Origin of the sequence: Sphingomonas sp. OK281 (assembly GCF_900115295.1) — a bacterium.
In the GTDB taxonomy this organism is placed as follows: domain Bacteria; phylum Pseudomonadota; class Alphaproteobacteria; order Sphingomonadales; family Sphingomonadaceae; genus Sphingomonas.
The window spans coordinates 410,848-432,418 of sequence record NZ_FOVZ01000001.1; the positions used below are offsets into that span (position 1 = coordinate 410,848).

General features: G+C 64.6%; 22 protein-coding genes and 1 tRNA gene. 13 read left to right on the forward strand and 10 right to left on the reverse strand.

What is annotated here, in order from left to right:
- The first annotated feature begins 56 nt into the window (after window positions 1–56).
- Both BM244_RS01925 and BM244_RS01930 read left to right on the forward strand, forming a co-directional pair.
- Complete coding sequence (locus tag BM244_RS01925; protein ID WP_093397055.1) at window positions 57–296, forward strand: hypothetical protein; 240 nt, start codon at window positions 57–59, stop codon at window positions 294–296.
- Complete coding sequence (locus BM244_RS01930; protein ID WP_093397056.1) at window positions 296–1,558, forward strand: site-specific integrase; 1,263 nt, start codon at window positions 296–298, stop codon at window positions 1,556–1,558. The genes BM244_RS01925 and BM244_RS01930 overlap by 1 nt, the downstream gene beginning before the upstream one ends.
- A gap of 282 nt (window positions 1,559–1,840) precedes the next feature.
- On the opposite strand, the gene BM244_RS22985 is transcribed toward BM244_RS01930, so the two are convergent.
- The 7 genes from BM244_RS22985 to BM244_RS01965 form a co-directional block, all read right to left on the reverse strand.
- On the reverse strand, window positions 1,841–2,464 hold the full coding sequence (locus tag BM244_RS22985) for a GAF domain-containing protein (protein ID WP_175518013.1): 624 nt from the start codon (window positions 2,462–2,464) through the stop codon (window positions 1,841–1,843).
- 501 nt (window positions 2,465–2,965) lie between these two features.
- Window positions 2,966–3,041 (reverse strand) — tRNA-Lys (locus BM244_RS01940).
- Window positions 3,042–3,198: 157 nt separating this feature from the next.
- Window positions 3,199–4,305, reverse strand: coding sequence for a rod shape-determining protein RodA (gene rodA, locus BM244_RS01945; protein WP_093397059.1), 1,107 nt, complete (start codon window positions 4,303–4,305; stop codon window positions 3,199–3,201).
- 42 nt (window positions 4,306–4,347) lie between these two features.
- Window positions 4,348–6,420 (reverse strand): penicillin-binding protein 2, encoded by a 2,073-nt coding sequence (gene mrdA, locus BM244_RS01950; RefSeq protein ID WP_093397061.1) that lies wholly within the window; start codon window positions 6,418–6,420, stop codon window positions 4,348–4,350.
- Window positions 6,417–6,947, reverse strand: coding sequence for a rod shape-determining protein MreD (mreD, locus tag BM244_RS01955; RefSeq protein WP_368086042.1), 531 nt, complete (start codon window positions 6,945–6,947; stop codon window positions 6,417–6,419). Before mreD ends, mrdA begins: the two co-directional genes overlap by 4 nt.
- Complete coding sequence (gene mreC / locus BM244_RS01960; RefSeq protein ID WP_093397062.1) at window positions 6,944–7,816, reverse strand: rod shape-determining protein MreC; 873 nt, start codon at window positions 7,814–7,816, stop codon at window positions 6,944–6,946. The genes mreD and mreC overlap by 4 nt, the downstream gene beginning before the upstream one ends.
- A 106-nt stretch (window positions 7,817–7,922) precedes the next feature.
- Window positions 7,923–8,966 (reverse strand): rod shape-determining protein, encoded by a 1,044-nt coding sequence (locus BM244_RS01965; protein ID WP_055878614.1) that lies wholly within the window; start codon window positions 8,964–8,966, stop codon window positions 7,923–7,925.
- Between the two features lie 172 nt (window positions 8,967–9,138).
- On the opposite strand from BM244_RS01965, the gene mutL reads away from it, so the two are divergent.
- The 11 genes from mutL to BM244_RS02020 all read left to right on the forward strand — a co-directional run bounded on the left by mutL (window position 9,139) and on the right by BM244_RS02020 (window position 19,289).
- On the forward strand, window positions 9,139–10,944 hold the full coding sequence (gene mutL, locus BM244_RS01970; RefSeq protein WP_093397064.1) for a DNA mismatch repair endonuclease MutL: 1,806 nt from the start codon (window positions 9,139–9,141) through the stop codon (window positions 10,942–10,944).
- 205 nt (window positions 10,945–11,149) lie between these two features.
- Window positions 11,150–11,680: a hypothetical protein gene (locus tag BM244_RS22550; protein ID WP_139226852.1), complete on the forward strand. Its 531-nt coding sequence runs from the start codon at window positions 11,150–11,152 to the stop codon at window positions 11,678–11,680.
- 205 nt (window positions 11,681–11,885) lie between these two features.
- Window positions 11,886–12,131: a hypothetical protein gene (locus tag BM244_RS01980; RefSeq protein ID WP_093397067.1), complete on the forward strand. Its 246-nt coding sequence runs from the start codon at window positions 11,886–11,888 to the stop codon at window positions 12,129–12,131.
- 154 nt (window positions 12,132–12,285) lie between these two features.
- A complete protein-coding gene (rpsM, locus tag BM244_RS01985) occupies window positions 12,286–12,654 on the forward strand; it encodes a 30S ribosomal protein S13 (protein ID WP_056015521.1) in 369 nt (122 codons plus the stop codon).
- A gap of 84 nt (window positions 12,655–12,738) precedes the next feature.
- Window positions 12,739–13,128 (forward strand): 30S ribosomal protein S11, encoded by a 390-nt coding sequence (gene rpsK, locus BM244_RS01990; RefSeq protein WP_031395237.1) that lies wholly within the window; start codon window positions 12,739–12,741, stop codon window positions 13,126–13,128.
- Window positions 13,129–13,225: 97 nt separating this feature from the next.
- On the forward strand, window positions 13,226–14,296 hold the full coding sequence (locus tag BM244_RS01995) for a DNA-directed RNA polymerase subunit alpha (RefSeq protein ID WP_031395236.1): 1,071 nt from the start codon (window positions 13,226–13,228) through the stop codon (window positions 14,294–14,296).
- Between the two features lie 251 nt (window positions 14,297–14,547).
- On the forward strand, window positions 14,548–14,970 hold the full coding sequence (gene rplQ, locus BM244_RS02000) for a 50S ribosomal protein L17 (protein WP_056482675.1): 423 nt from the start codon (window positions 14,548–14,550) through the stop codon (window positions 14,968–14,970).
- Window positions 14,971–15,129: 159 nt separating this feature from the next.
- The gene (gene guaA / locus BM244_RS02005) at window positions 15,130–16,686 is read left to right on the forward strand and encodes a glutamine-hydrolyzing GMP synthase (RefSeq protein ID WP_056482672.1); all 1,557 of its coding nucleotides are present in this window, start codon (window positions 15,130–15,132) and stop codon (window positions 16,684–16,686) included.
- A gap of 180 nt (window positions 16,687–16,866) precedes the next feature.
- Entirely contained in the window at window positions 16,867–17,691 is an 825-nt protein-coding gene (bla, locus tag BM244_RS02010) for a subclass B3 metallo-beta-lactamase (protein WP_093397069.1), read from the forward strand.
- A 6-nt stretch (window positions 17,692–17,697) separates the two neighbouring features.
- On the forward strand, window positions 17,698–18,351 hold the full coding sequence (locus tag BM244_RS02015) for a DUF969 domain-containing protein (RefSeq protein ID WP_093397070.1): 654 nt from the start codon (window positions 17,698–17,700) through the stop codon (window positions 18,349–18,351).
- Window positions 18,348–19,289 carry a DUF979 domain-containing protein gene (locus tag BM244_RS02020; RefSeq protein WP_093397072.1) on the forward strand — a complete coding sequence of 314 codons (942 nt, stop codon included), beginning with the start codon at window positions 18,348–18,350 and terminating at the stop codon, window positions 19,287–19,289. The genes BM244_RS02015 and BM244_RS02020 overlap by 4 nt, the downstream gene beginning before the upstream one ends.
- Here the strand turns inward: BM244_RS02020 and BM244_RS02025 are convergent.
- Genes BM244_RS02025 through BM244_RS02035 form a run of 3 tightly spaced genes read right to left on the reverse strand, consistent with a single transcriptional unit; the run spans window position 19,268 to window position 21,443 of the window.
- Window positions 19,268–19,759, reverse strand: a complete 492-nt coding sequence (locus tag BM244_RS02025; protein WP_139226853.1) for a cupin domain-containing protein — start codon at window positions 19,757–19,759, stop codon at window positions 19,268–19,270. The two genes, BM244_RS02020 and BM244_RS02025, sit on opposite strands and share 22 nt — an antisense overlap.
- Complete coding sequence (locus tag BM244_RS02030; RefSeq protein WP_093397073.1) at window positions 19,759–20,853, reverse strand: Gfo/Idh/MocA family protein; 1,095 nt, start codon at window positions 20,851–20,853, stop codon at window positions 19,759–19,761. Before BM244_RS02030 ends, BM244_RS02025 begins: the two co-directional genes overlap by 1 nt.
- The gene (locus BM244_RS02035; protein WP_368086043.1) at window positions 20,853–21,443 is read right to left on the reverse strand and encodes a gluconokinase; all 591 of its coding nucleotides are present in this window, start codon (window positions 21,441–21,443) and stop codon (window positions 20,853–20,855) included. The genes BM244_RS02030 and BM244_RS02035 overlap by 1 nt, the downstream gene beginning before the upstream one ends.
- Window positions 21,444–21,571: the final 128 nt, after the last annotated feature.

Genomic DNA, 21,571 nt, shown 5'->3' on the forward strand with positions numbered 1-21,571 from the left:
TACGCGGGTTCCGGCCGGTCTTCCTATCCCACGTCGACATTCGGGAGCATCCACTGATGGGCCTCGCACTGGAGCGACTGCCTGACTGGCCGGTCGCAATGACCCGAGAGATGGCGCTCGCCTATACCGGCGTCGCTGACGCACAGCTGCGTGAATGGGAGCGTCGGGGCATTGTTCGTTTTTGCATGCGCGGGCCTCGTGGTGCCGCGATCGCCGCACGCTCGTCGCTCGACGCCGCAGTCCACAGCCTGTTCGCCGCGGCCGTCGACGATGGCACGATCGAGTTCGACGACTGATGGCGATCGCGCGACTGCCAGCATACGTGCGGCCGATGAAGCTCGCTGGCGACAAGACCGGCTACTATTTCGAGTTGCCGGCTTGGGCGCGGCCAACAAAGGATCCGAAGACCGGCAAGCTGACACCGGCCATCCGTCATGGCCAGGCGTGTCCGGTTATCTCGACAGCGCTCGGTACCGACTTGGCGCAGGTCCACGCTAAGGGCACCGCGCTGAACGAAGCGCTGCGCGAGTGGCGAACCGGCGAGATGGGGCAGGGGCGTATCGCCGAGGGCAGCGTCGCCTGGCTGTTCCAATGGTACCGCGAGCAGGAGCGCTTCACCAAGAACAAGGCGAAGACGCGCAAGGACTACAAGGCGCTCATGGACATGCTGGTGGCGTTCGAGCCGAAGGCGGGGCAGCCGCCGCTCGGGAAGCGCATGGCCTCCAAGGTCGATGCGACGGTCGCGGACAAGCTGTACCAAAAGCTGAAGGAAAAGGGGGATCGGCAGGCGTCGTACGCCATGCAGGTCTGCCGGCTCGTCTGGACCTGGGCAGCACGTCACCACCGCGTCACCGGTGTGAAAGAGAACCCGTTCAAGGGCATGGGCCTGTCCAGCACGGCCGCTAAGGGCAATCGCGAGACTAGCAGGGCAGAGTACAACCTCTACCGCGAGACAGCCCGTAAGCTGGGCTTCCAGTCGATGGCTACCGCCGCCGCGCTGTGCTTTGAATGCTGCCAGCGCGTCTGGGATGCGTTCGGCTTCGAGGATCCGGATGGCAAGGAGCATCGCGGCATTGAGTGGGCGGGCTATCGGCCGGGTGAGGAGATCAGCCTAGTTCAGTCAAAGACCGGCAACCCGGTCACCTTGCCGCTCTCCATCACGGTGACGGGCGAGGACGGCAAACCTGAGACGGTGTCGCTCTATCCCGAACTGGAAGAAGAGCTGGCCCGATCGCGCGCGGTCGTTGCTGCCGACGCCGAGGTGATCGTGCTCGAAGAGCGCAGCGGGCAGAAGTACCGGGAGCGGCGCATGTCGTCGGTGCATCGCAAGATCTGCGTTGAAGCCGGGCTACCCAAGGGTATGACGTTCACCGGATTTCGGCATGGAGGAATCACTGAGATCGGCGACGCTGGTGAAGACGACGTTAGGGCGGTGTCGGGCCACAAGACTTTGGCCGTCACCCGCATCTATAATAAAGCCAGCTCAGAAAAAGCGCGCCGGATCGGAACTGCCCGGCGCCAGCACATTGACGCCCTGGCAGGGCCCGGCCCAGATTAACGGGCCGAGTACTGAGATACCTGCTTGCTAAGCAAGTTATCGGCTCTGCCGCCACGGGGGCGGAGGCGTGCCCCTGCAGGCCGACGGGCGCATCAGTCGTCCACGTCGTAGAATAAGGCGATCTAAGTACAGATGTTCGGCGGGATTTAAATCCCCACGGACCTCCTTACCAATCAAGGACTCAATTTCCTTATCGAGCGTTGAGTCGGTGGGTTCGAACTCCCTGACATTCATCTGAGTCATAATAGCCTCACCTAGTTGAACCAAACCTGACTTCCAACCTCATATTACCGCCGGCCGAGCACCGCTCGCTCGGTTGGAGTTTCGTACCATGGCTATAGCGAGTGCGGCATAATCCGCGAGTGCTCGGATCGCTTCCTCAGGCTTTAATCCTGAGCTTTGGTCGTGGTTAAAATGCGCGACGCGGTCATTTGTTGCGGTGATGATCCCCCACGGTCGGTCAAGACCCTCGACGCTGATCGGAACGGCGACCATCGACCGGTAGCGGTCATCATCGTATGGCCGGACTAGATGGGGAGGCTGAAAGATCGCACGGACCTGGCTTGAGGCCAAATCAGCTATAACCATTTCCTGCTGATTAGAGAATGCGACGCCAGCGACACCTACTCCCTCAGGCCAAATTCGGGCGGCGCTAATATCGCAAGGAATCGTGCGATCATGCGCGATCATGCGTAGTTCGTAGCGGCAGTCCCCGCTCACCTGATCGGCTCGAAAAAAGCAGACAGTCCATTGATCGCCAAGCGTGAAGCCGGCAGCTACCACAATCAGCCGAGCCGATAGGCGTAGCAGGGTTGCTACCAAAGCCGACTCATCGCCGGCCATCGCCACAGTGGCTTGTTCGATTACGTCCCGCATGACCTTGGTTGCTTGGTACAGTGCGATCATGCGGTCAATGTCAGGCCATAGCTCGATTGTCTCGCGTACTTCGTCTTCGAGCTCCTGAGTTCGGGTGATAGCCTGTTGAGCTACCGCCAGTTCGGCTGACGAGTCCCGCTCTGTAATCACAGATACAATGGACGCGACAAGAACCACGATTGTCGCAGCTATTCCGATGAGTTGTGCCGTAGTCGGATGCCCGTCAGCGCTCCAAGACACGAACTGCATTGCGCCTGCAATCCCGGCAGCAAGCGCAAAAAAAACGCCTTTGTATAGGCGCGAAGCCAAATGAGCGGACCGAGCTCGACTTACGAACGCAGCCGTTACTCGCTTTCGTAAATCTGCCGATGTGTCTGCCATTCCCGCCCCCGACTTCAATCGTCGGCTGGACAGCAACAGGAGTCAACAAAATCCCATTTGCTCGAACTGTTTGTCGGAAGACCGTGTCGGAACATGTCGGGAGAACAGAGCTCCGCCACCAAGAAAATCGTTTGTTCTCATGGTGGTGGATGGTGGACGCACTTGGGCTCGAACCAAGGACCCGCTGATTAAGAGTCAGCTGCTCTACCAACTGAGCTATGCGTCCATTCCGGGGCAGTTTTGAGTGGCGCCCTGGTGTGGCGCCCCGCTGCTGGAGGCGCGCTGTTAGCAGACTCATCGGGACCCGCAACCCCCTTTTCGTCGATCCGAGTCCGTTTTGGTCGATCAACCCGCTTTTTCGCGAAATAAGTCGGTTTTTCGCCCTACCAGCCGACCGTCTTGCGGTTCTGGCGGTCGATCGACATCAGGATGCCGAGGCACAGCAGCACGGTCATCTGCGCCGAGCTGCCGAAGCTGACCAGCGGCAACGGGATGCCGACGACGGGGGCGAGGCCCATCACCATCATCAGGTTGATCGCAACGTAGAAGAAGATCGTCGTCGACAGCCCGGCGGCGGTCAGCCGGCCGAAGCGGGTCTGCGCGCGCTGGCCGACCTCGATGCCCCAGCGGATCACCAGGAGGAAGGCGAGGATCAGCAGGCAGCCGCCGACCAGGCCCCATTCCTCCGCCATCGTCGCGAAGACGAAGTCGGTATGGCCCTCGGGGAGGTAGTCGAGATGGCTCTGCGTGCCCTGGAGGAAGCCCTTGCCCCAGATCCCGCCCGAGCCGATCGCGATCTTCGACTGGCTGATGTGATAGCCGGTGCCGAGCGGATCGCTCTCGGGATCGAGGAAGATCAGGATGCGGTTGCGCTGATAGTCGTGAAGCGCGAAGTTGATCGCGAGCGGGATCGCCACCGCGGCGGTGATCGCGCCGCCCGCGAACAGTCGCAGCGGGATGCCGGCGAGGAACATCACCGTCGCGCCGCCCGCGCAGATCATCAGCGCGGTGCCGAGATCGGGCTGCTTCATGACGATCGCTGCCGGGACGCCGATCAGCAGCGCGGCGGGCCATACCGCGCTGAACCGTCTTGTCTCGCCGGGCGGAAGCATGTCGTAGAATTTGGCGCAGGCGAGCACGATCGCGGGCTTCATGAACTCGGAGGGCTGGAGGCGGATGAAGCCGAGGTCGAGCCAGCGCTGCGACCCGCCGGAGACCTTGCCGAGGATCTCGACCGCGACCAGCGACACGACGATCAGCGCATAGGCCGGCAGCGATCCCGCCTTCCACGTCCGCTCGGGGACATAGGAGAGGGCGATCGCACCGCCGAGCAGCACGAAGAACCGGATGCCCTGCGACAGCGCCCAGGGCTTGAGCGAGCCGCCGGCCGCGGAATACAGCACGACCTGGCCGAAACAGCCGATCGCGACCACCAACAGCAGGACGCGCCACGGTAGCTTGGCGAGCGGTTCGGGAACGATACGGTTCATGGACGGCGCTCGGTTGGGGTCATCGCTGACGCTTGCTCTCGGTCATGGCTGGCGGTCCCGCGAATCGTCTTCGGCGACGGTGTTGCCGGGGGTGGTGAGCGCTTCCTGCGTAGCGTTGGCCATGTCGGTCGCATTCTCGACCGCGGGGGCGTCGCTGGGGACGATCGCGTCGGTCTTGGTGGCGATCGCCGCGGGCGGTGCGGATTGCGCCTTGCGATAGGCGTCCGCGGTCGCTGCCATGCGCGTGCGGATGTCGCCGCCCCAGGTCGGTTCGACCTCGGCAAGCGACTTCAGCGCGCGCTCGCGGTCGAGCATATAGGTCATGATGTCTCGGCCGATCATCGGCGTGTCGAGATTGCGCACGGTGTGGCCGTTATGCTCGAGCACGACTGCAAGCGCATAGCGCGGGTTATCGGCGGGGGCGAAGCCGATGAAGAGCGCGTGATCGCGCATCTTGAACGGCAGCTGCCCGTTCTTGAGCACGCCCGAGCGCCGCTCCGCCATCGTGATGCGGCGGACCTGCGCGGTGCCGGTCTTGCCCGCGATCGCGACGCCGGGGATCAGCAGTTTCGCTGCGCCGCCGGTACCGCCCTGGTTGATCACGCCGAACATCGCGTCGCGCACGCGCGCGAGATGCTCGGAATCGATTGCGAGCGCAGGGGAGTCGCGGTGGACGTGGCTCGCGAGAATGCTCGGCTGCAACGCGCGCCCTGAGGCGAGCCGCGCCGCCATCACCGCGAGTTGCAACGGGTTCGCCAGCACATAGCCCTGGCCGATCGACGCGTTGAGTGAATCCGCGACGGTCCAGTCGTGCTTGTACTTCTTCAGCTTCCACGCCGGATCGGGCACCGTGCCATAACGCTGCGTCGAGAAGGGCAGGTCGAATTTCTGGCCGAGGCCGAGCGTGCGCGCGATCGGCGCGATTGCGTTGTAGCCGACCCGCCGCGCCATCTCGTAGAAATAGATGTCGCAGCTCTGCATGATCGCGTTCTTGAGATCGAGCGGACCGTGGCCGCTCTTCTTATGGCAGTGGAACACGCTCGTCCCGAGCCGCATCGCGCCGGAACAGTTCACGCGGGTCATCGGATCGATGCCGGCGTTCATCAGCGCGAGGCCGTTCATCGGCTTGACGGTCGAGCCCGGCGGATACAGCCCCTGCGTGACCTTGTTCATCAGCGGTACGTGATCGTCGTCGCTCAGCATCTGCCATTCGAGATGGCTGATTCCGTCCGAAAAGCTGTTCGGATCATAGGCCGGCATCGACACCATCGCGAGCATCTCGCCGGTGCGGGTGTCGAGCACGACGACCGATCCGGAATTGGTGCCGAGCCGCCTTGCCGCGTATTCCTGAAGCCCCGCGTCGATCGTCAGCCGTGCGGTCTTGCCGGGGACGTCGGGCTTGGTGGCGAGTTCGGCGACCAGCTTGCCGCGTGCGGTGACCTCGACGCGCTTGGCACCGGCGACGCCGCGGAGTTCGGCCTCGAGCATCTTCTCGAGCCCGTCCTTGCCGAGCTTGAAGCCGGGCGTGACGAGGAGCGGGTCGTGCGTCTTCTTGTATTGCTCCGCGTTGGGGACGCCGACATAGCCGGTCAGGTGCGCGACTGCGGCGCCCGCGGGATAGCTCCGCGCGAACCCGCGCGTCGGCGCGACGCCGGGCAGTTCGGGCAGGCGGACGCTGACCGCGGCGAACCGCTCCCAATCGAGATTCTCCGCCACCTGGACCGGCTGGAACCCGGCGGCGTGTTCGAGATCGATCGCGATCCGCTCGACTTCCTCGGGCGGTAGCTGGAGGATGCGGCCGAGCAGTGGCAGCACGCGCTCCTTGTCGCGGAGGCGGTCGGGGATGATGTCGACGCGGAAGTCGGTGCGGTTGTTGGCGATCGGCACGCCGTGGCGATCAACGATCCAGCCGCGGCGGGGCGGCAGCAGCGTCATGTTGACGCGGTTGCTTTCCGACAACATCGTGTAGCGCTCGTTCTGCGCGATCGACAGCCACGCCATCCGCCCGGCGAGCAGCAGCCCGACGCCGCCTTGCGCCGCGCCGAGCATCCAAGCGCGCCGCGAGAAGCTGTACGCCTGCGACATCTCGGTGACGATCCGCGGGGTGTTCCTCATTCGGCGCCGCGCTTGTTCTGGATCGCGGCGACGATGCGGGCCGCCAGCGGGAACATCAGGATCGTGACCGCGATCTGTGCGATCAGTATGGTATCGACATGCGCGCCGACCGGTACCGCGATGAAGCGCCCGGCGATGATGCTTGCCGCGATCAGCCCGCCCGCGATCAGCCAGTCCTGCCAATAGTCGCGGAAGGCGAGGCGTTGTTCGATCATGTCGATCGCGACGAACGCGAGCGACCATGTCAGCACTGCGCTGCCGAGCGGCTGGCCGCTTACGAGATCATCGAAGAAGCCGAGCGGCGCGGCGGCCCAAGGCTTGAACGAGAACCGCGCGAGCAGCCGCCACGCGAGCAGCATGACGAACCCGAACGGCGGCAGCAGCGGGATCGTCGCGACCACCGGGACGATCGTGATCAGCGATCCGGCCATCACCGTCAGCCACGGGATCGCGCGCGACCGGCCAGCGGGGATCTTGGTCTCGAACGGCTTGTAATCGACGCTGTCGACCAGGCGAGGCGGCATCATTGCTGCGTTACCGGGCGGGGCGGAGGCACCGGCATGAACACTTGCTCGACCAGCGCGAAGTCGAGCGTGTCGGGATCGGCGAACGCGCGCGCCATCACCGAATCCGACCCCGCCTTGGTCACGCGGGCGACAGGCACGCCCGGCGCGTAGATGCCGCCGGTGCCGGTCGTGACGAACAGATCGCCTGCGTTGAAGCGGACGTTGGTCGCGTTGACCGAGCGGATGTCGATCATCCCGTCGCCGCGCCCTGCCGCGATCGCGGGCATGCCGTCGCGCGTGCGGCGGACGGGCACGATGCTGTCGCCGTCGCTGAGCAACAGTACGCGCGCCGCGTTGGGCCCGGTCTCGACGACGCGCCCGATCAGGCCATCCGGGCCGCGGACGGGCATGCCGGGCAGTACGCCGCTCCAGCGACCCGCGTTGAGCAACGCATAGCGCCGCCCGCTCGACGCGCTCGAACTCACCAGCCGTGCGGTCACGACCGGCGCAGTCGAGCGTTCGCGGATCGCGAGCAGGCTGCGCAACCGGCGATTGTCATACGCGATCGTCCGCGCACGCATCAGCAGCGCCCGCGTCCGCTCGCGATCCGCACGAAGCGCGACGTTCTCCTGCTTCACGAAGAAGTAGTTGCCGATCGCATCGGGGATGCCGGAGATCGACGTGCCTATGGTGGCGAGTCCGGTCGAGACCGGCGTCGTCACCCCCGCGACACCCATCCGCAGCGCCGAAAACGCGGGCGGATTGAACGTCGACGCGACGAGCAGCACCAGGCCCACCACCGCACCGGCGACGGCGAGCACATAGCCCATGAACACACCATATTGCCGACGCCGGGAAAACCCCGTGCGCCGGTCGCGGGCTGGCGCCATGCGCCTGTCCCCCTGTCTCGGGCGCCGCCGAAGCGCAGGGGCCAGATCCCCCGCGACTCGGACGACGCGATTTCGTGTCCGCGTGTCTTAAAGCAAAAACAATCTCTTAGCCGCTCATCAGCACGCCGCGGAACAACGGATCCTCGAGCGCGCGACCGGTGCCGAGCGCGACGCAGGTCAGCGGGTCCTCGGCGACCGTCACCGGCAGGCCGGTCTCGTCGCGCAGCACTTCGTCCAGACCCTGGAGCAATGCGCCGCCGCCGGTGAGCACGATGCCCTGGTCGACGATGTCCGCAGCCAGTTCGGGCGCGGTGTTCTCGAGCGCGACGCGGACGCCCTCGACGATCGTCGCGACCGGCTCGCTCAGTGCTTCGGCGATCTGGCCTTGGTTGATCTGGATCTCCTTGGGCACGCCGTTGACGAGATCGCGGCCCTTGATCTGGATGATCATGCCGATGCCGTCGACCGGCGGCTTGGCGATGCCGACCTCCTTCTTGATTCGCTCCGCGGTCGCTTCGCCGATCAGCAGGTTATGGTTGCGGCGCACGTACGAGACGATCGCCTCGTCCATTTTGTCGCCGCCGACGCGTACCGAGGTCGTGTAGGCGAGACCGCGGAGCGACAGCACCGCGACTTCTGTCGTGCCGCCGCCGATGTCGACGACCATCGAACCGATCGGCTCGGTGACCGGCATGTCCGCGCCGATCGCGGCCGCCATCGGCTCCTCGATCAGCCAGACCTGCGACGCGCCCGCGTTCGACGCGGCATCGCGGATCGCGCGGCGCTCGACCTTGGTGGAGCCCGACGGCACGCAGATCACGATCTCGGGCCAGCGCGCGAACTTGCGCGGGCCGTGGACCTTCTGGATGAAATACTTGATCATCTGCTCGGCGACGTCGATGTCCGCGATCACGCCGTCACGTAAGGGGCGGATCGCCTCGATGTTGCCCGGCGTCTTGCCCATCATCATCTTGGCGTCGTCGCCGACCGCCTTCACGCGCTTGATGCCGTTGATCGTCTCGACCGCGACCACCGACGGCTCGTTCAGGACGATGCCGCGGCCACGGACATAGACAACCGTGTTCGCGGTGCCGAGGTCGATCGCCATGTCGTGCGACATGAACTTGAAGAAACGCGAGTAGAAGGCCATTCAATCAGGGTCCCGTAATCCTGGCCGCCGGACGGGCGAACCACCACCAACAATCATGCGCACGCACATCATCTCGCGTGACCCGCCGGCGGTTTTAAGCACCGGGTGCCTATACTCTATATATGGCGTTTGCGGGTCGCGGGATGCCGTCGCTTGGTCTAGACGGAAACCCATGTCAATACGGCGCCTCCCCGAGCATCTGGTCAATCGCATCGCCGCCGGTGAAGTGGTGGAAAGACCCGCCAGCGCGTTGAAGGAGTTAGTCGAAAACGCCATCGACGCAGGGGCGGGCCGCATCGCGATTCTCCTTTTGGAAGGAGGCACTTCGCGCATCGAAGTCGCCGATGACGGCTGCGGGATGACCCCCGCGGACATGGCGCTGGCGCTCGAACGCCATGCGACCTCCAAGCTGCCCGACGAGTTTATCGAATCGGTCGTGACGCTCGGCTTTCGCGGCGAGGCGTTGCCCTCGATCGCGAGCGTCGCAAGGCTGACGATCGAAAGCCGGATCCGCGGCGCCGAGGGATGGGCGCGGACCGTCGACAATGGCAAGGTCGAGCGCGAAGGCCCCGCCGCGCTCCCGCCCGGCACGCGCGTGGTGGTCGAGGACCTGTTCGCCCGCGTCCCCGCCCGCCGCAAGTTCCTCCGCTCTCCGCGCGCCGAATACGCCGCCTGCCTCGACGTCGTCCGCCGGCTCGCGATGGCTCGGCCCGACATCGGTTTCACGCTGGAGCATGACGGCCGCCGCGCGCTGTCGGCGATGCAGGTCGAGGACCGGCCGGGCAGGGTGGCGACGCTCACCGACCGCGCACTCGCCGACAATTCGGTCGCGATCGACCTCGAACGCGAAGGGCTCGTGCTCGGCGGCGTCGCCAGCCTGCCGACCTACAATCGCGGCATCGCCGACCACCAGTATCTCTTCGTCAACGGGCGGCCCGTAAAGGACCGCCTGCTGATGGGCGCGATCCGCGGCGCCTATGCCGAGATGCTCCCGCGCGACCGCCACGCGGTGGTGGCGCTGTTCCTCGACATCCCCACCGACCAGGTCGACGTCAACGTCCACCCCGCCAAGACCGAAGTCCGCTTCCGCGACCCCGCAATGGTGAGAGGCCTCATAGTCTCGGGCTTGCGCCGCGCCCTCGACGCCGCCGGCCACCGCAGCCAACGTGCCAGCGAGTCCGCCCTCTCGATGTGGCAACCGGAAAACATCTCCTCTCCCCCTGGGGGAGAGGAAGGGGCCCGTCCGCGAAGCGGATGGGAAGGTGAGGGCACGCCCCAAAGGCTCCCGCTGGAAAGCCGAAGCTACAGCATCGTCAACGATTCCCGTCCAACCTTCTTCGCCGCGCCCCCGCAGGCGCGCGCCGAACCCGCCTGGACACCCCCGCCCCAAACCACCGCCTTCCCCATGGGCGTAGCCAGAGGCCAAGTCGCAAAAACCTACATAGTAGCCGAAGCCGAAGACGGCCTCGTCCTGGTCGACCAGCACGCCGCCCACGAACGCCTCGTCCTCGAACGCATGCGCGCAGCCCTGATCGGCGGCACCATCGCGAGCCAAGCCCTCCTGATCCCCGAAGTCGTAGAACTCGACGAATCCGCCTGCGACCGCCTCGAGTCGCGCGCCAAAGAACTGTCGGAGTTCGGCCTAGACCTCGAACGCTTCGGCCCCCACGCGATGCTCGTCCGCGCAACCCCAGCCTTGCTCGGCCAAAGCGACCCCAAAGGCCTGGTAACCGACCTAGCCGACGAACTCGCCGCCTTCGACGAGGCGCTCTCCCTGAGAGAACGCCTCGACGCGGTAGCCGGCACGATGGCCTGCCACGGCTCCGTCCGCGCCGGTCGCATATTGTCAGTAACTGAAATGAACGCGCTGCTCCGCGAAATGGAAGTCACTCCCCACTCTGGCCAATGCAATCACGGCCGCCCGACCTGGGTGAAGCTCGCACACGGCGACATTGAGAAGCTGTTCGGGCGGAAATAAGGGGGCGGCGGCGACCTGCACTGTTGGTGATCGGTTTACAGGACTGGCTGCCGGTCCGCTAACCTCCCATCCCGACAATGTTCGCTTGCGCTAAAGGCGTGTTCGTGCATTCTGGGTACGTATATCGTCGTGGACTGCAATTGATCCAGGCTGCGGCAACAGGGGACAGGCATTGAGATCATCTTTACGCAGGTGCGTGGTCGGATTGGCGTTTCTTACGGTTTCTGCGTTCGCTGAAGCGAAAGGCATCACATATGATTGCGATACAGCTGCCGATCACTTTTCCGAATTGAGCATGCCAGTCGACACAGTTACCTTTACGGTAACTGGAAAGGTACAACTGAAAACACTTGCCCCAAGCGCGACCTATGCTCCAATTGCTCGCGTTCAAATTGCATCTTCGGCCGCTCCGGGCCAAGCGCCCGATATATATGCGGGGTTCGCGCTCACAGCATTGCCCGTAGATGCTAAAAAGGCACCGGCAGGGATGCCTGCAGTTCAGATGCTAGGGTATAGCGTCAACGGCAAGGAGGACGATATCATCCCATTCTCGTTGCTGACGAAGCCGGGTACCATTCAGCCCTTTAGTTTGACGTATGACGGCAAGGCCGTCGTCGTAAACCTTGGAGGCGAAGCAAAACAGTTTCCTTTAAGAACGAAAGAACCCGTCGTGCGGCTCATTTGCTCGACGGGTGAGTTTCTTTTCACGGATATTACAATTATCTCATCGCGGTAGTGCCATTTTGATAGTTTACTCAGTCCGGGCCATAGGTACGATGGCATCGAACTCTTCTTAATTATGTCTGGCTTGTTCGGGCTCCACGGTGCTGCGAACTTGGTACATGAGATACGTGCCACGGTGGTCCTGGGAGCAAATTCAGCGCAACCGGGTAATCTATCGTCATGGCCATCGCTCACCATTTAAGGCATTGCGCCTCGATATGGACGCACTCTCCCTATTCGGCCTAGCCGCGGTCTCCTTCACCCTGCTATGCTATGCCAGGGAAGCCGGCTCGCACTGGTGGACGCTCGGTTTCGCATTCGGCTGCGTGCTCGGCTCGATCTACGGTTTCCTCCAGGGTGCGTGGCCGTTCGGGGTGGTCGAGTTGATCTGGACGGTCGTCTCGTTCCGCCGCTGGCTCAAGATGCGTCAGACTGCACCGTCCTACGCGGAACCGGTCGCTTGACACTGCGTTAGCGTGCGCTTATTCGAACTCTCCCCGACACGACGGTTCCGGCGGCGCTTGTTTGCGTTCGTCGCTATCGTGCGTTTCGGTTCATCGCTAAGAGATGAGGTCTGTGCAGCCATGCCGGACCTCGTGGAGCAGGAGAACCAAGTTCATGGCACGTATCGCGGGTGTTAATATCCCGACCAACAAGCGCGTGGTGATCGCGCTGACCTATATTCACGGCATCGGTTCGACCAAGGCCAAGGAAATCGTCGCGAAGCTCGGCATCGCCGATACCGCACGCGTCCAGGACCTGACCGATCAGGAAGTCCTGCACATCCGCGAGACGATCGACGCCGATCACACCGTCGAGGGCGATCTGCGCCGCCAGACCTCGATGAACATCAAGCGCCTGATGGATCTCGCCTGCTATCGCGGCCTGCGTCATCGCAAGGGCCTCCCGGTCCGCGGCCAGCGCACGCATACCAATGCGCGCACCCGCAAGGGCAAGGCCAAGCCGATCGCCGGCAAGAAGAAGTAATCCACTTTTTCAATGGATTACTCCGCCGGCCCTGGTCCCAACGGGCCGCCCGGCGTCACGCAGATACAGGTCAGGAAATACACCATGGCACGCGAACCTCAGCGCATTAAGCGGCGCGAGCGCAAGAACATCACCTCTGGCGTCGCTCACGTGAATGCCAGCTTCAACAACACCATGATCACGATCACCGATGCCCAGGGCAACGCGATCTCGTGGTCGTCGGCCGGCGCAATGGGCTTCAAGGGCTCGCGCAAGTCGACTCCGTACGCGGCCCAGGTCGCAGCGGAAGACGCCGGCAAGAAGGCCGCCGAGCACGGCGTCCGCACGATCGAAGTCGAGGTCAAGGGCCCCGGCTCGGGTCGCGAATCGGCCCTGCGCGCGCTTCAGGCAGTCGGTTTCCAGATCACGTCGATCCGCGACGTGACCTCGATCCCGCACAACGGCGTTCGCCCTTCAAAGCGTCGTCGCGTCTGATTCTCCGCCTCCCGTGCGCGGTTGATCGCGCCGCACGGGTGTATTTTATTGGTCGGCGGACACACCCGTTCGCCGGCCCCCAAATTAGGGGAAGCATGTGTCTGTCAACGCAAAGAACTGGCAGGAACTCAAGAAGCCCAGCGGCCTGGAGAAAAAGGCCGGTGGCGACACCAAGCGCAAGGCGACCTTCATCGCCGAGCCGCTCGAGCGTGGCTTCGGCCTGACGCTCGGCAACGCGCTGCGTCGCGTGTTGCTCTCGTCGCTGCAGGGCGCGGCCGTCACCTCGATCAAGATCGAGAACGTGCTGCATGAGTTCTCGTCTTTGGCCGGCGTCCGCGAGGACGTGACCGACATCGTCCTCAACGTGAAGCAGATCGCGATCCGCATGCAGGGCGAGGGGCCCAAGCGCCTCCAGCTCTCGGCAACGGGTCCGGGTGAAGTCAAGGCCGGCGACATCGCCGTCTCGGGCGACATCGAGATCATGAACAAGGATCTCGTGATCTGCCACCTCGATGAGGGTGCGACGCTCAACATGGAGCTGACCGCCGACATCGGTAAGGGTTACGTGCCCGCGACCGCAAACCGCCCGGCCGATGCGCCGATCGGTCTGATCCCGGTCGATGCACTGTACTCGCCGGTACGTCAGGTGTCGTACAAGGTCGACCCGACCCGCGTCGGTCAGGACCTGGATTACGACAAGCTGACGCTGACGATCGAAACCGACGGCACGATCACCCCGGAAGACGCAGTCGGCTATGCCGGTCGCATCCTCCAGGACCAGCTCGCGCTGTTCGTCCACTTCGACGACTCGTCGGTCACGCGTTCGTCGGCCCCGATCGGCCAGGCAGCCCCCGCTGCCGGTGGTGCGGAGCCAGCAGGCGATACGCAGCAGATCAACCGTTACCTTCTCAAGAAGGTCGACGAGTTGGAGCTGTCGGTGCGCTCGGCGAACTGCCTCAAGAACGACAACATCATCTACATCGGCGATCTGGTCGGCAAGACCGAAGCCGAGATGCTGCGTACGCCTAACTTCGGCCGCAAGTCCTTGAACGAGATCAAGGAAGTGCTGTCGTCGATGGGTCTTCGCCTGGGTATGGAAATCCCCGGCTGGCCACCTGAGAACATCGAAGAGATGGCCAAGAAGCTCGAGCAGGAGATCATGGGCTGATTTGGCACCGGTGCAGCGCTGCTGCACCGGAGACCAAACAGCCCGGCCGGCGGGTCGGTCTAGACCGACCCGTTCGACGACACGGCTTCGCCGAGTCGCCACCCGGCTGGAGACCAAGGGAAGGGCCAAGGAAGCGTCCTAGGCGTAACCTTATCCTAACCTTTGAACGAAAGGCGATCGGTCGCGGCCTCAACGGCGACCAGCTCCCGGGTACCTCACACGGCCCCTGAACGAACGAAAAGGTATTAAACATGCGCCATCGCGTAGGCGGCCGTAAGCTTCAGCGGACCTCGGCCCACCGTCTTGCTCTGTTCCGCAACATGAGCGCCGCGCTCATCAAGCACGAGCAGATCACCACCACCGTCGCCAAGGCGAAGGAACTGCGTCCCTACGTCGAGAAGCTGATCACGCTCGCGAAGAAGGGTGGCCTGTCCAACCGTCGTCTCGCGCACGGCAAGCTGCTCGACGATGCGCAGCTGATCAAGCTGTTCGACACGCTCGCGACCCGTTATGCGGATCGCAACGGAGGCTACACCCGCGTCATCAAGGCCGGCATCCGCATGTCGGACGCCTCGCCGATGGCCGTCATTGAGTTCGTCGACCGCGACGTCTCGGCGAAGGGCCAGGATTCGGGTCCGGTGATGTCGGACGCTGAGTACGACGACGCAGCGTAAGACTGTTCTCCTGCGCACGCAGGAGCCCAGGATCACAAGCGAAACCGTCCGTTACCCTGGCCTCCTGCGTCCGCAGGAGAACATGGAAACCTTAAGGGCCGCGTCCAGCAATGGGCGCGGCCTCTTTCGTTACGGGTCCCATCCGGCTATGCGCCCGACATGGAGCATCCAGACAGCATTCTCATCGTCGATTTCGGCAGCCAGGTAACCCAGCTGATCGCCCGCCGCGTGCGCGAGGCCGGCGTCTATAGCGAGATCGCCCCCTTCCAGTCGGCCGAGGCTGCGTTCGACCGGATGCAGCCCAAGGGCATCATCCTCTCCGGCGGCCCCGCCTCGGTCACCACCGAGAACTCCCCGCGCGTGCCGCAACGCTTCTTCGAGGCGGGTATTCCGATCCTCGGCATCTGCTACGGCCAGCAAGTCATGTCCGCACAGCTCGGCGGCAACGTGATCGTCTCGGGCGACGGCGGCGAGTTCGGCAGCGCGTTCATCGAGGTCAAGTCCAACTGCGCGCTGTTCGACGGCCTGTGGGCGGAGGGCGAGCGCCACCAGGTCTGGATGAGCCACGGCGACAAGGTCGACGCGATCCCGCCCGGCTTCACCCCCGTCGCCACCTCGACCGGCGCGCCCTATGCGATCGTCGCCGACGAGGCGCGGCGCTTCTACGGCGTGCAGTTCCACCCCGAGGTCGTCCACACCCCCGATGGCGGCAAGCTGATCGCCAACTTCGCGCGCCACGTCTGCGGGCTCAGCGGCGACTGGACGATGGCCGAATTCCGCGAGACCAAGATCGCCGAGATCCGCGCGCAGGTCGGCAAGGGCCGTGTCATCTGCGGCCTGTCGGGTGGTGTCGATTCGGCGGTCGCCGCCGTGCTGATCCACGAGGCGATCGGCGAGCAGCTGACCTGCGTGTACGTCGACCACGGCCTGATGCGCGCGGGCGAGAGCGAGCAGGTCGTCAGCCTGTTCCGCGGCGCGTACAACATCCCGCTGATCCACGTGAACGTCGAGGAGCTGTTCCTCAGCGGCCTAGCCGGGATCACCGACCCCGAGCTGAAGCGCAAATTCATCGGCAAGACGTTCATCGACGTGTTCGACACCGAGGCGAAGAAGCTCGGCGGCGCGGAGTTCCTCGCGCAGGGCACGCTGTACCCGGATGTGATCGAGAGCGTCAGCTTCACCGGCGGCCCGTCGGTGACGATCAAGAGCCACCACAATGTCGGGGGCCTGCCCGAGCGCATGAACATGAAGCTCGTCGAGCCGTTGCGCGAGCTGTTCAAGGACGAGGTCCGCGTGCTTGGCCGCGAGCTCGGCCTGCCCGAGATCTTCGTCGGCCGTCATCCGTTCCCCGGCCCCGGTCTCGCGATCCGCATCCCTGGTGAAGTCACCAAGGAACGCTGCGACATCCTGCGCAAGGCCGACGCGATCTATCTCGAGGAGATCCGCGCGGCAGGGCTCTACGACACGATCTGGCAGGCGTTCGCGGTGCTACTGCCCGTTCGCAGCGTCGGCGTGATGGGCGACGGCCGCACCTACGACAACGTGCTGGCGTTGCGCGCGGTCACCTCGACCGACGGCATGACGGCGCAGGCGTTCCAGTTCCCCGGCGACTTCCTACCCCGCGTCGCGACCCGGATCATCAACGAGGTCAAGGGCATCAACCGGGTGACCTACGACTACACCTCGAAGCCCCCCGGCACGATCGAGTGGGAATAAGCTAGACGCACATTTTACGACCTCCCCCGCAAGGGGGAGGTGGCTGGCTCTTGCCAGACGGAGGGGGAGGATAAGATGCAAAGGTTACCGCTGGCCGCCCCCTCCGTCAGGCTACGCCTGCCAGCCCCCCCTGGCGGGGGAGGATCGTTAGGTCCTCGCACCAAATCGCTGGTTGTCGCGATGGCGATCGCTGCCAGCGCACCGTTGCTCCTCGGCGCGGCTGATCCGCCAGCCTGGACGCGCACTCAAGCCCCGTTCCCGATCGCCGGCCCGATCACCTATGTCGGCAGCGAAGGTATCGCCGCCTACCTCATCAAGACCAGCGCCGGCGCTATCCTGATCGACGGCACGCTCGCCGAGAATGCGGGTATGATCGAACGCAACATCGCCGCCGCTGGAGTACGCCCGCGCGACGTAAAGCTGATCCTCGTTACCCACGCACACTTCGATCACGCTGCGGGTGTCCCTGCGCTCAAGCGCGCAACCGGCGCTCGCGTGGTCGCAGGCGCTCGCGATGTCCGCGCGCTCGAAACCGGCACTCCGCCCGGCGAGACCAACTACGGCGTCATCCGCTTCCCGCCCGTCCACGTCGACCGCGGCATCCGAGACGGCGAGACGGTAACGCTCGGCACCACCACGCTGACCGCACGCGCGACGCCCGGCCACACGCCCGGCTGCACGACCTGGACGATGCGAATCCCTGCCAAGCCGCGCCCGCTCGACGTCGTGTTTCCGTGCAGCGTCAGCGTCGCGGGCAACCGTCTGATCGGCAACCGCGCCTATCCCGGCATCGTCGCCGACTACCGCCGCAGTATCGCGATGCTCGGCACGCTGCATGCCGACATCGTCCTGCCGTCGCATCCCGAACTCGCAGATGTCATTGCACGGGGCAGAAGCCGCCAAGCCGGCAACACGACCGCGTTTGTCGATCCGACGTTGCTCCCGAAGATCGTCGCGAAGGCCAGGGTCGCGTTCGACGCGGATCTCGCCAAGCAGACGCGCTGAGCGGCGATGCTGGTCCTTTGCGGCATCGCGGTGATCGTCGCGGGCTTCCTGCTCCGGTTCAATCCGCTGCTCGTCGTCGCCGTCTCCGCGCTCGTCACCGGCCTTGCCGCCGGGATAGCCCCGCTCGCGATCCTCGCCGCGTTCGGGAAGGCATTCAACGAGAACCGCTACGTCACGGTGATCTACATCGTCCTCCCGGTGATTGGGATGCTCGAACGCCACGGACTTCAGGAACGCGCCCGGCTCGCGATCGGCAAGCTCAAGGGCGCCACCGTGGGGCGTTTCCTCACCGGCTACCTCCTGTTCCGCCAGCTCACCGCAGCGCTCGGCCTGACCTCGATCGCGGGCCCGGCGCAGAGCGTCCGCCCGCTGGTCGCACCGATGGCCGAAGCCGTCGCCGAGGCGCAAGGCTTGCCATCCGGTGGCGACCGCATCCCCGCGATGGCCGCCGCAACCGACAATATCGGGCTGTTCTTCGGCGAGGACATCTTCATCGCGATCGGTTCGATCCTGCTGATGAAGGGCGTCCTCGAAGGCTACGGCATCGTCATCCAGCCGCTCCACCTCTCGATGTGGGCAATCCCGACCGCGATCGCCGCGTTCGTGATTCATGGCTTCCGCCTCTGGCTGCTCGACCGCCGATTGGCACGCGTGCGATGATCGGCACCGGCTTCATCTACGGCGTCGCCGGCTTGATGTTCGCGGTGTTCGCAGTCCTGAGCGCCACCGACAACGCCAACCCGAAGCGTTTCGGCAACGCGGTGTTCTACGCAGTGCTGGCGATCAGCTTCCTGCTGGGTGGAAAGATCGGTGATGTCGGCAACGGCGTTCTCGTCCTGGCTCTCGTCGCGATCGCCGGCTCGGGCGCGATGGGCAGGGGCGGGCGTGCTACGACTACGCTCGACGAACGGCGTGCCGAAGCCACCCGGCTGGGCAACCGGATATTCCTACCCGCACTAATCATTCCGGCCGCAGCACTCGGTGGAACGGTCCTGTTCCGCGCCGCCCCGACCCTAGTCCACCCCAAGCAGGCAACCCTCGTCGCGCTGACCTGCGGCGTCCTGATCGCACTGGTCGCGATGCACCTATGGTTCCGCCCCCGCATCGCCACACCACTCGCGGAAGGCGTCAGGTTAATGGACGCGATCGGCTGGGCCGCCGTGTTACCCCAGATGCTCGCCAGCCTCGGGGCAGTGTTCGCGCTCGCCGGCGTCGGCGACGTAGTCGGCGGTCTGGCCGGTCACGCGATTCCGGAGGGGAGCCTGATCGGCGCGGTGCTCGCCTATACGCTCGGCATGGCGTTGTTCACGATGATCATGGGCAACGCGTTCGCCGCGTTTCCGGTGATGGCAGCGGCGATCGGCATTCCGCTGCTCGTGCGCCACTATGGCGGCGACCCCGCGGTGGTCGCGGCGATCGGCATGCTCAGCGGGTTCTGCGGCACGCTGATGACGCCGATGGCGGCGAACTTCAATCTCGTCCCCGCCGCGCTACTCGAGTTGAAGAACAAGAACGCCGTCATCCGCGCGCAGATACCGACCGCACTCCCGCTGCTCGCGGTCAATATTGGCTTGCTCTACTGGCTGGGCTTCCGCTGACCTGACGTCCTGATCTTCGTCCCGAGCATGACCAGCTTGTCATCGATCCCGAACCAGTGCGGCGTCCCCGCCGGGATCAGGAACACGTCGCCGACCGCAAGCTTCCGCGTCGTGCCACCCTCGATCCGGTCGCCTTCGACAAGGCCCGGAAAGCGCAGCTTGGGCGCGATCAGCGCACCGCCCGAGACGAGCGTTCCCGAACCCGCCATCACGGTCGCATATTCGGCCTCGTCCGGATGCACCGCAGGCTTGCCCGGCGCCTTCCAATATTCGAGCGAGGCGCTCGTCCCGTCCGCCTGCACCAGCGACGCCATGGCGAACCCCTGGCCCGGCTTCATCGTCTTTTCCAACGCAGCGATCCGCGCACGCACGTCGGCCGATCCAGCAAAGCTCGTCGGATCGCCTGCAGTCTGCGCGGGTAGGGAGGAGGTCGCGGCGACGGCGACCGCAGCCGCGAGCAACAGCCGCATCACAGCTTCACCGTCCGGTCTTCGCGCACCGACCGATAGATCGCCTCGACGATCCGCATGTCACGCAAGCCCTCTTCGCCCGAGACGATCGGCTCGCGCCCGTCGAGAATACACTCCGCCAGATGATCGAGCTGCCCTGCGAACTGCGTCTTGCCGGGCCCTGGCGGGGGGCTGGTGATCGCGGTCTCGCGACCGTCGCCGCCGGTCCACATCTTGTTACCATCGTAGCGCGTCGCCGGTTCCAACTCGATGCGGCCCTTGTTGCCCATCAGCAGGATATGGTTCTGATTGGCGCTGTACATCGACTGGCACCCGGCGATCGCACCCGACGGGAATTCGAGCGTCCATTCGATCATGTCCTCGACCTCGCGAAAACGCGGATCGCGACGGTCGGTGGATTCGCGTGCGGTGACCGCGATCGGCTCCTCGCCGGTCATGTAGCGCGCCGCCTGCAGACTGTAGATGCCCATGTCCATCAGCGATCCGCCGCCGGACAGCGCACGCTTCAACCGCCACTTGGTCGGGTCGCCTTGAACGAAACCATGCTCTGAACGGACGTAGCGGATCTTGCCCGCCGCACCGGACTTGGCGAGCCGCATCGCTTCCCGGTTGAACGGCTCGAAGTGGCAGCGATACCCGATCATCAGCTTCTTGCCGGCGGTCTTGCACGCCCTGATCATCGCCTCGCATTCGGCGACGGAGATCGCCATCGGCTTCTCGCACATGACATGCTTGCCGGCCTTGGCGGCGCGGATCGTATATTCTGCGTGCATCGAATTGGGCAGACAGACGTAGACGATGTCGACGTCGGGATTGTCGCGGATGCGGTCGAAATCGGCGTAGGTATAGATCGATCGCTCGGGCACGCCGTATTTCGTCGCGGTCGCGAGCGCCTTGTTCCGGTCGCCGCTGACCAGCGCGGTGACGCGCGAATGCTCGCAATTGACGAACTGCGGCAGGATCGTCCCCAACCCGTAATAGCCGAGCCCGACGATCGCGTAGCCGAGCTTGCGCGGGGGCGCCGCACAGGCTGCGCTCGACGTTGCCGCCAGCGTGGCAGCCGCAACGAGCAGATCACGTCTTCCGAGTTCCATTACACAGCCCTCCCCAGGCGGTTTTCGTCGTGGACAGGTCTCTCGTGCAGGATCCAGTCTAGCGCGAGATCGCAGGTGCGATCGGGTGACAGTCCGGCAGGAAGGGTGATCGCACGCTCGTCCGAACCGGGCCTTTCGAGAGTCACGATCTGGCTCGTAAGCAGGCTTGCCGGCATGTAGTGGCCGGAACGATGGGCCAGGCGTCGCGACAGTTCGCCTTGATCTGTCGTGTCGAGGAAGACGAACAACAGCGGGATACTCGCGGTACGGGACAGCTGGTCGCGATAGCTGCGCTTCAGGGCCGAACATGCGGCGACTGCCACGATTTCGATATCCGCTGTCTCGCGTAGGGCGTCGGCGACGCGGTCGAGCCAAGGCCAGCGATCCTCGTCGTCGAGTGGTCGGCCGGAGCGCATCTTGTCGACGTTGCTCGCGGAATGGAACGCGTCGCCTTCCAGGAAGCTGCACCCGAGGCGCGAAGCCAAGGCTGCGCCGATCGTCGACTTTCCGCTGCCGCTGACCCCCATCACGATGACTGCGTAGCGCGCGTCGGCGACCGACGAATTGGGAAGATCTTCAAGGGGATGCACGGTCCGTCCATAGTCTGGCAGATCGGTCCTGCCTATTACGACCTTGGTCGTGATCGAAGAATGGCAGGCCCTGTGCGCATCAAGCGCTTCGCAGCGTCCGGACGTGACGGCGTTGCCTCCCGCGATGG

What these genes read in the sequence shown, in the direction of transcription:
- BM244_RS01925 (WP_093397055.1), top strand. Translation starts at nt 57, where the DNA reads ATGGGCCTCGCACTGGAGCGACTGCCTGACTGGCCGGTCGCAATGACC.
- BM244_RS01930 (WP_093397056.1), top strand. Translation starts at nt 296, where the DNA reads ATGGCGATCGCGCGACTGCCAGCATACGTGCGGCCGATGAAGCTCGCT.
- BM244_RS22985 (WP_175518013.1), bottom strand. Translation starts at nt 2,464, where the DNA reads ATGATCGCACTGTACCAAGCAACCAAGGTCATGCGGGACGTAATCGAA.
- rodA (WP_093397059.1), bottom strand. Translation starts at nt 4,305, where the DNA reads ATGAACCGTATCGTTCCCGAACCGCTCGCCAAGCTACCGTGGCGCGTC.
- mrdA (WP_093397061.1), bottom strand. Translation starts at nt 6,420, where the DNA reads ATGAGGAACACCCCGCGGATCGTCACCGAGATGTCGCAGGCGTACAGC.
- mreD (WP_368086042.1), bottom strand. Translation starts at nt 6,947, where the DNA reads ATGATGCCGCCTCGCCTGGTCGACAGCGTCGATTACAAGCCGTTCGAG.
- mreC (WP_093397062.1), bottom strand. Translation starts at nt 7,816, where the DNA reads ATGGCGCCAGCCCGCGACCGGCGCACGGGGTTTTCCCGGCGTCGGCAA.
- BM244_RS01965 (WP_055878614.1), bottom strand. Translation starts at nt 8,966, where the DNA reads ATGGCCTTCTACTCGCGTTTCTTCAAGTTCATGTCGCACGACATGGCG.
- mutL (WP_093397064.1), top strand. Translation starts at nt 9,139, where the DNA reads ATGTCAATACGGCGCCTCCCCGAGCATCTGGTCAATCGCATCGCCGCC.
- BM244_RS01980 (WP_093397067.1), top strand. Translation starts at nt 11,886, where the DNA reads ATGGACGCACTCTCCCTATTCGGCCTAGCCGCGGTCTCCTTCACCCTG.
- rpsM (WP_056015521.1), top strand. Translation starts at nt 12,286, where the DNA reads ATGGCACGTATCGCGGGTGTTAATATCCCGACCAACAAGCGCGTGGTG.
- rpsK (WP_031395237.1), top strand. Translation starts at nt 12,739, where the DNA reads ATGGCACGCGAACCTCAGCGCATTAAGCGGCGCGAGCGCAAGAACATC.
- rplQ (WP_056482675.1), top strand. Translation starts at nt 14,548, where the DNA reads ATGCGCCATCGCGTAGGCGGCCGTAAGCTTCAGCGGACCTCGGCCCAC.
- guaA (WP_056482672.1), top strand. Translation starts at nt 15,130, where the DNA reads ATGGAGCATCCAGACAGCATTCTCATCGTCGATTTCGGCAGCCAGGTA.
- bla (WP_093397069.1), top strand. Translation starts at nt 16,867, where the DNA reads ATGGCGATCGCTGCCAGCGCACCGTTGCTCCTCGGCGCGGCTGATCCG.
- BM244_RS02015 (WP_093397070.1), top strand. Translation starts at nt 17,698, where the DNA reads ATGCTGGTCCTTTGCGGCATCGCGGTGATCGTCGCGGGCTTCCTGCTC.
- BM244_RS02020 (WP_093397072.1), top strand. Translation starts at nt 18,348, where the DNA reads ATGATCGGCACCGGCTTCATCTACGGCGTCGCCGGCTTGATGTTCGCG.
- BM244_RS02025 (WP_139226853.1), bottom strand. Translation starts at nt 19,759, where the DNA reads ATGCGGCTGTTGCTCGCGGCTGCGGTCGCCGTCGCCGCGACCTCCTCC.
- BM244_RS02030 (WP_093397073.1), bottom strand. Translation starts at nt 20,853, where the DNA reads ATGGAACTCGGAAGACGTGATCTGCTCGTTGCGGCTGCCACGCTGGCG.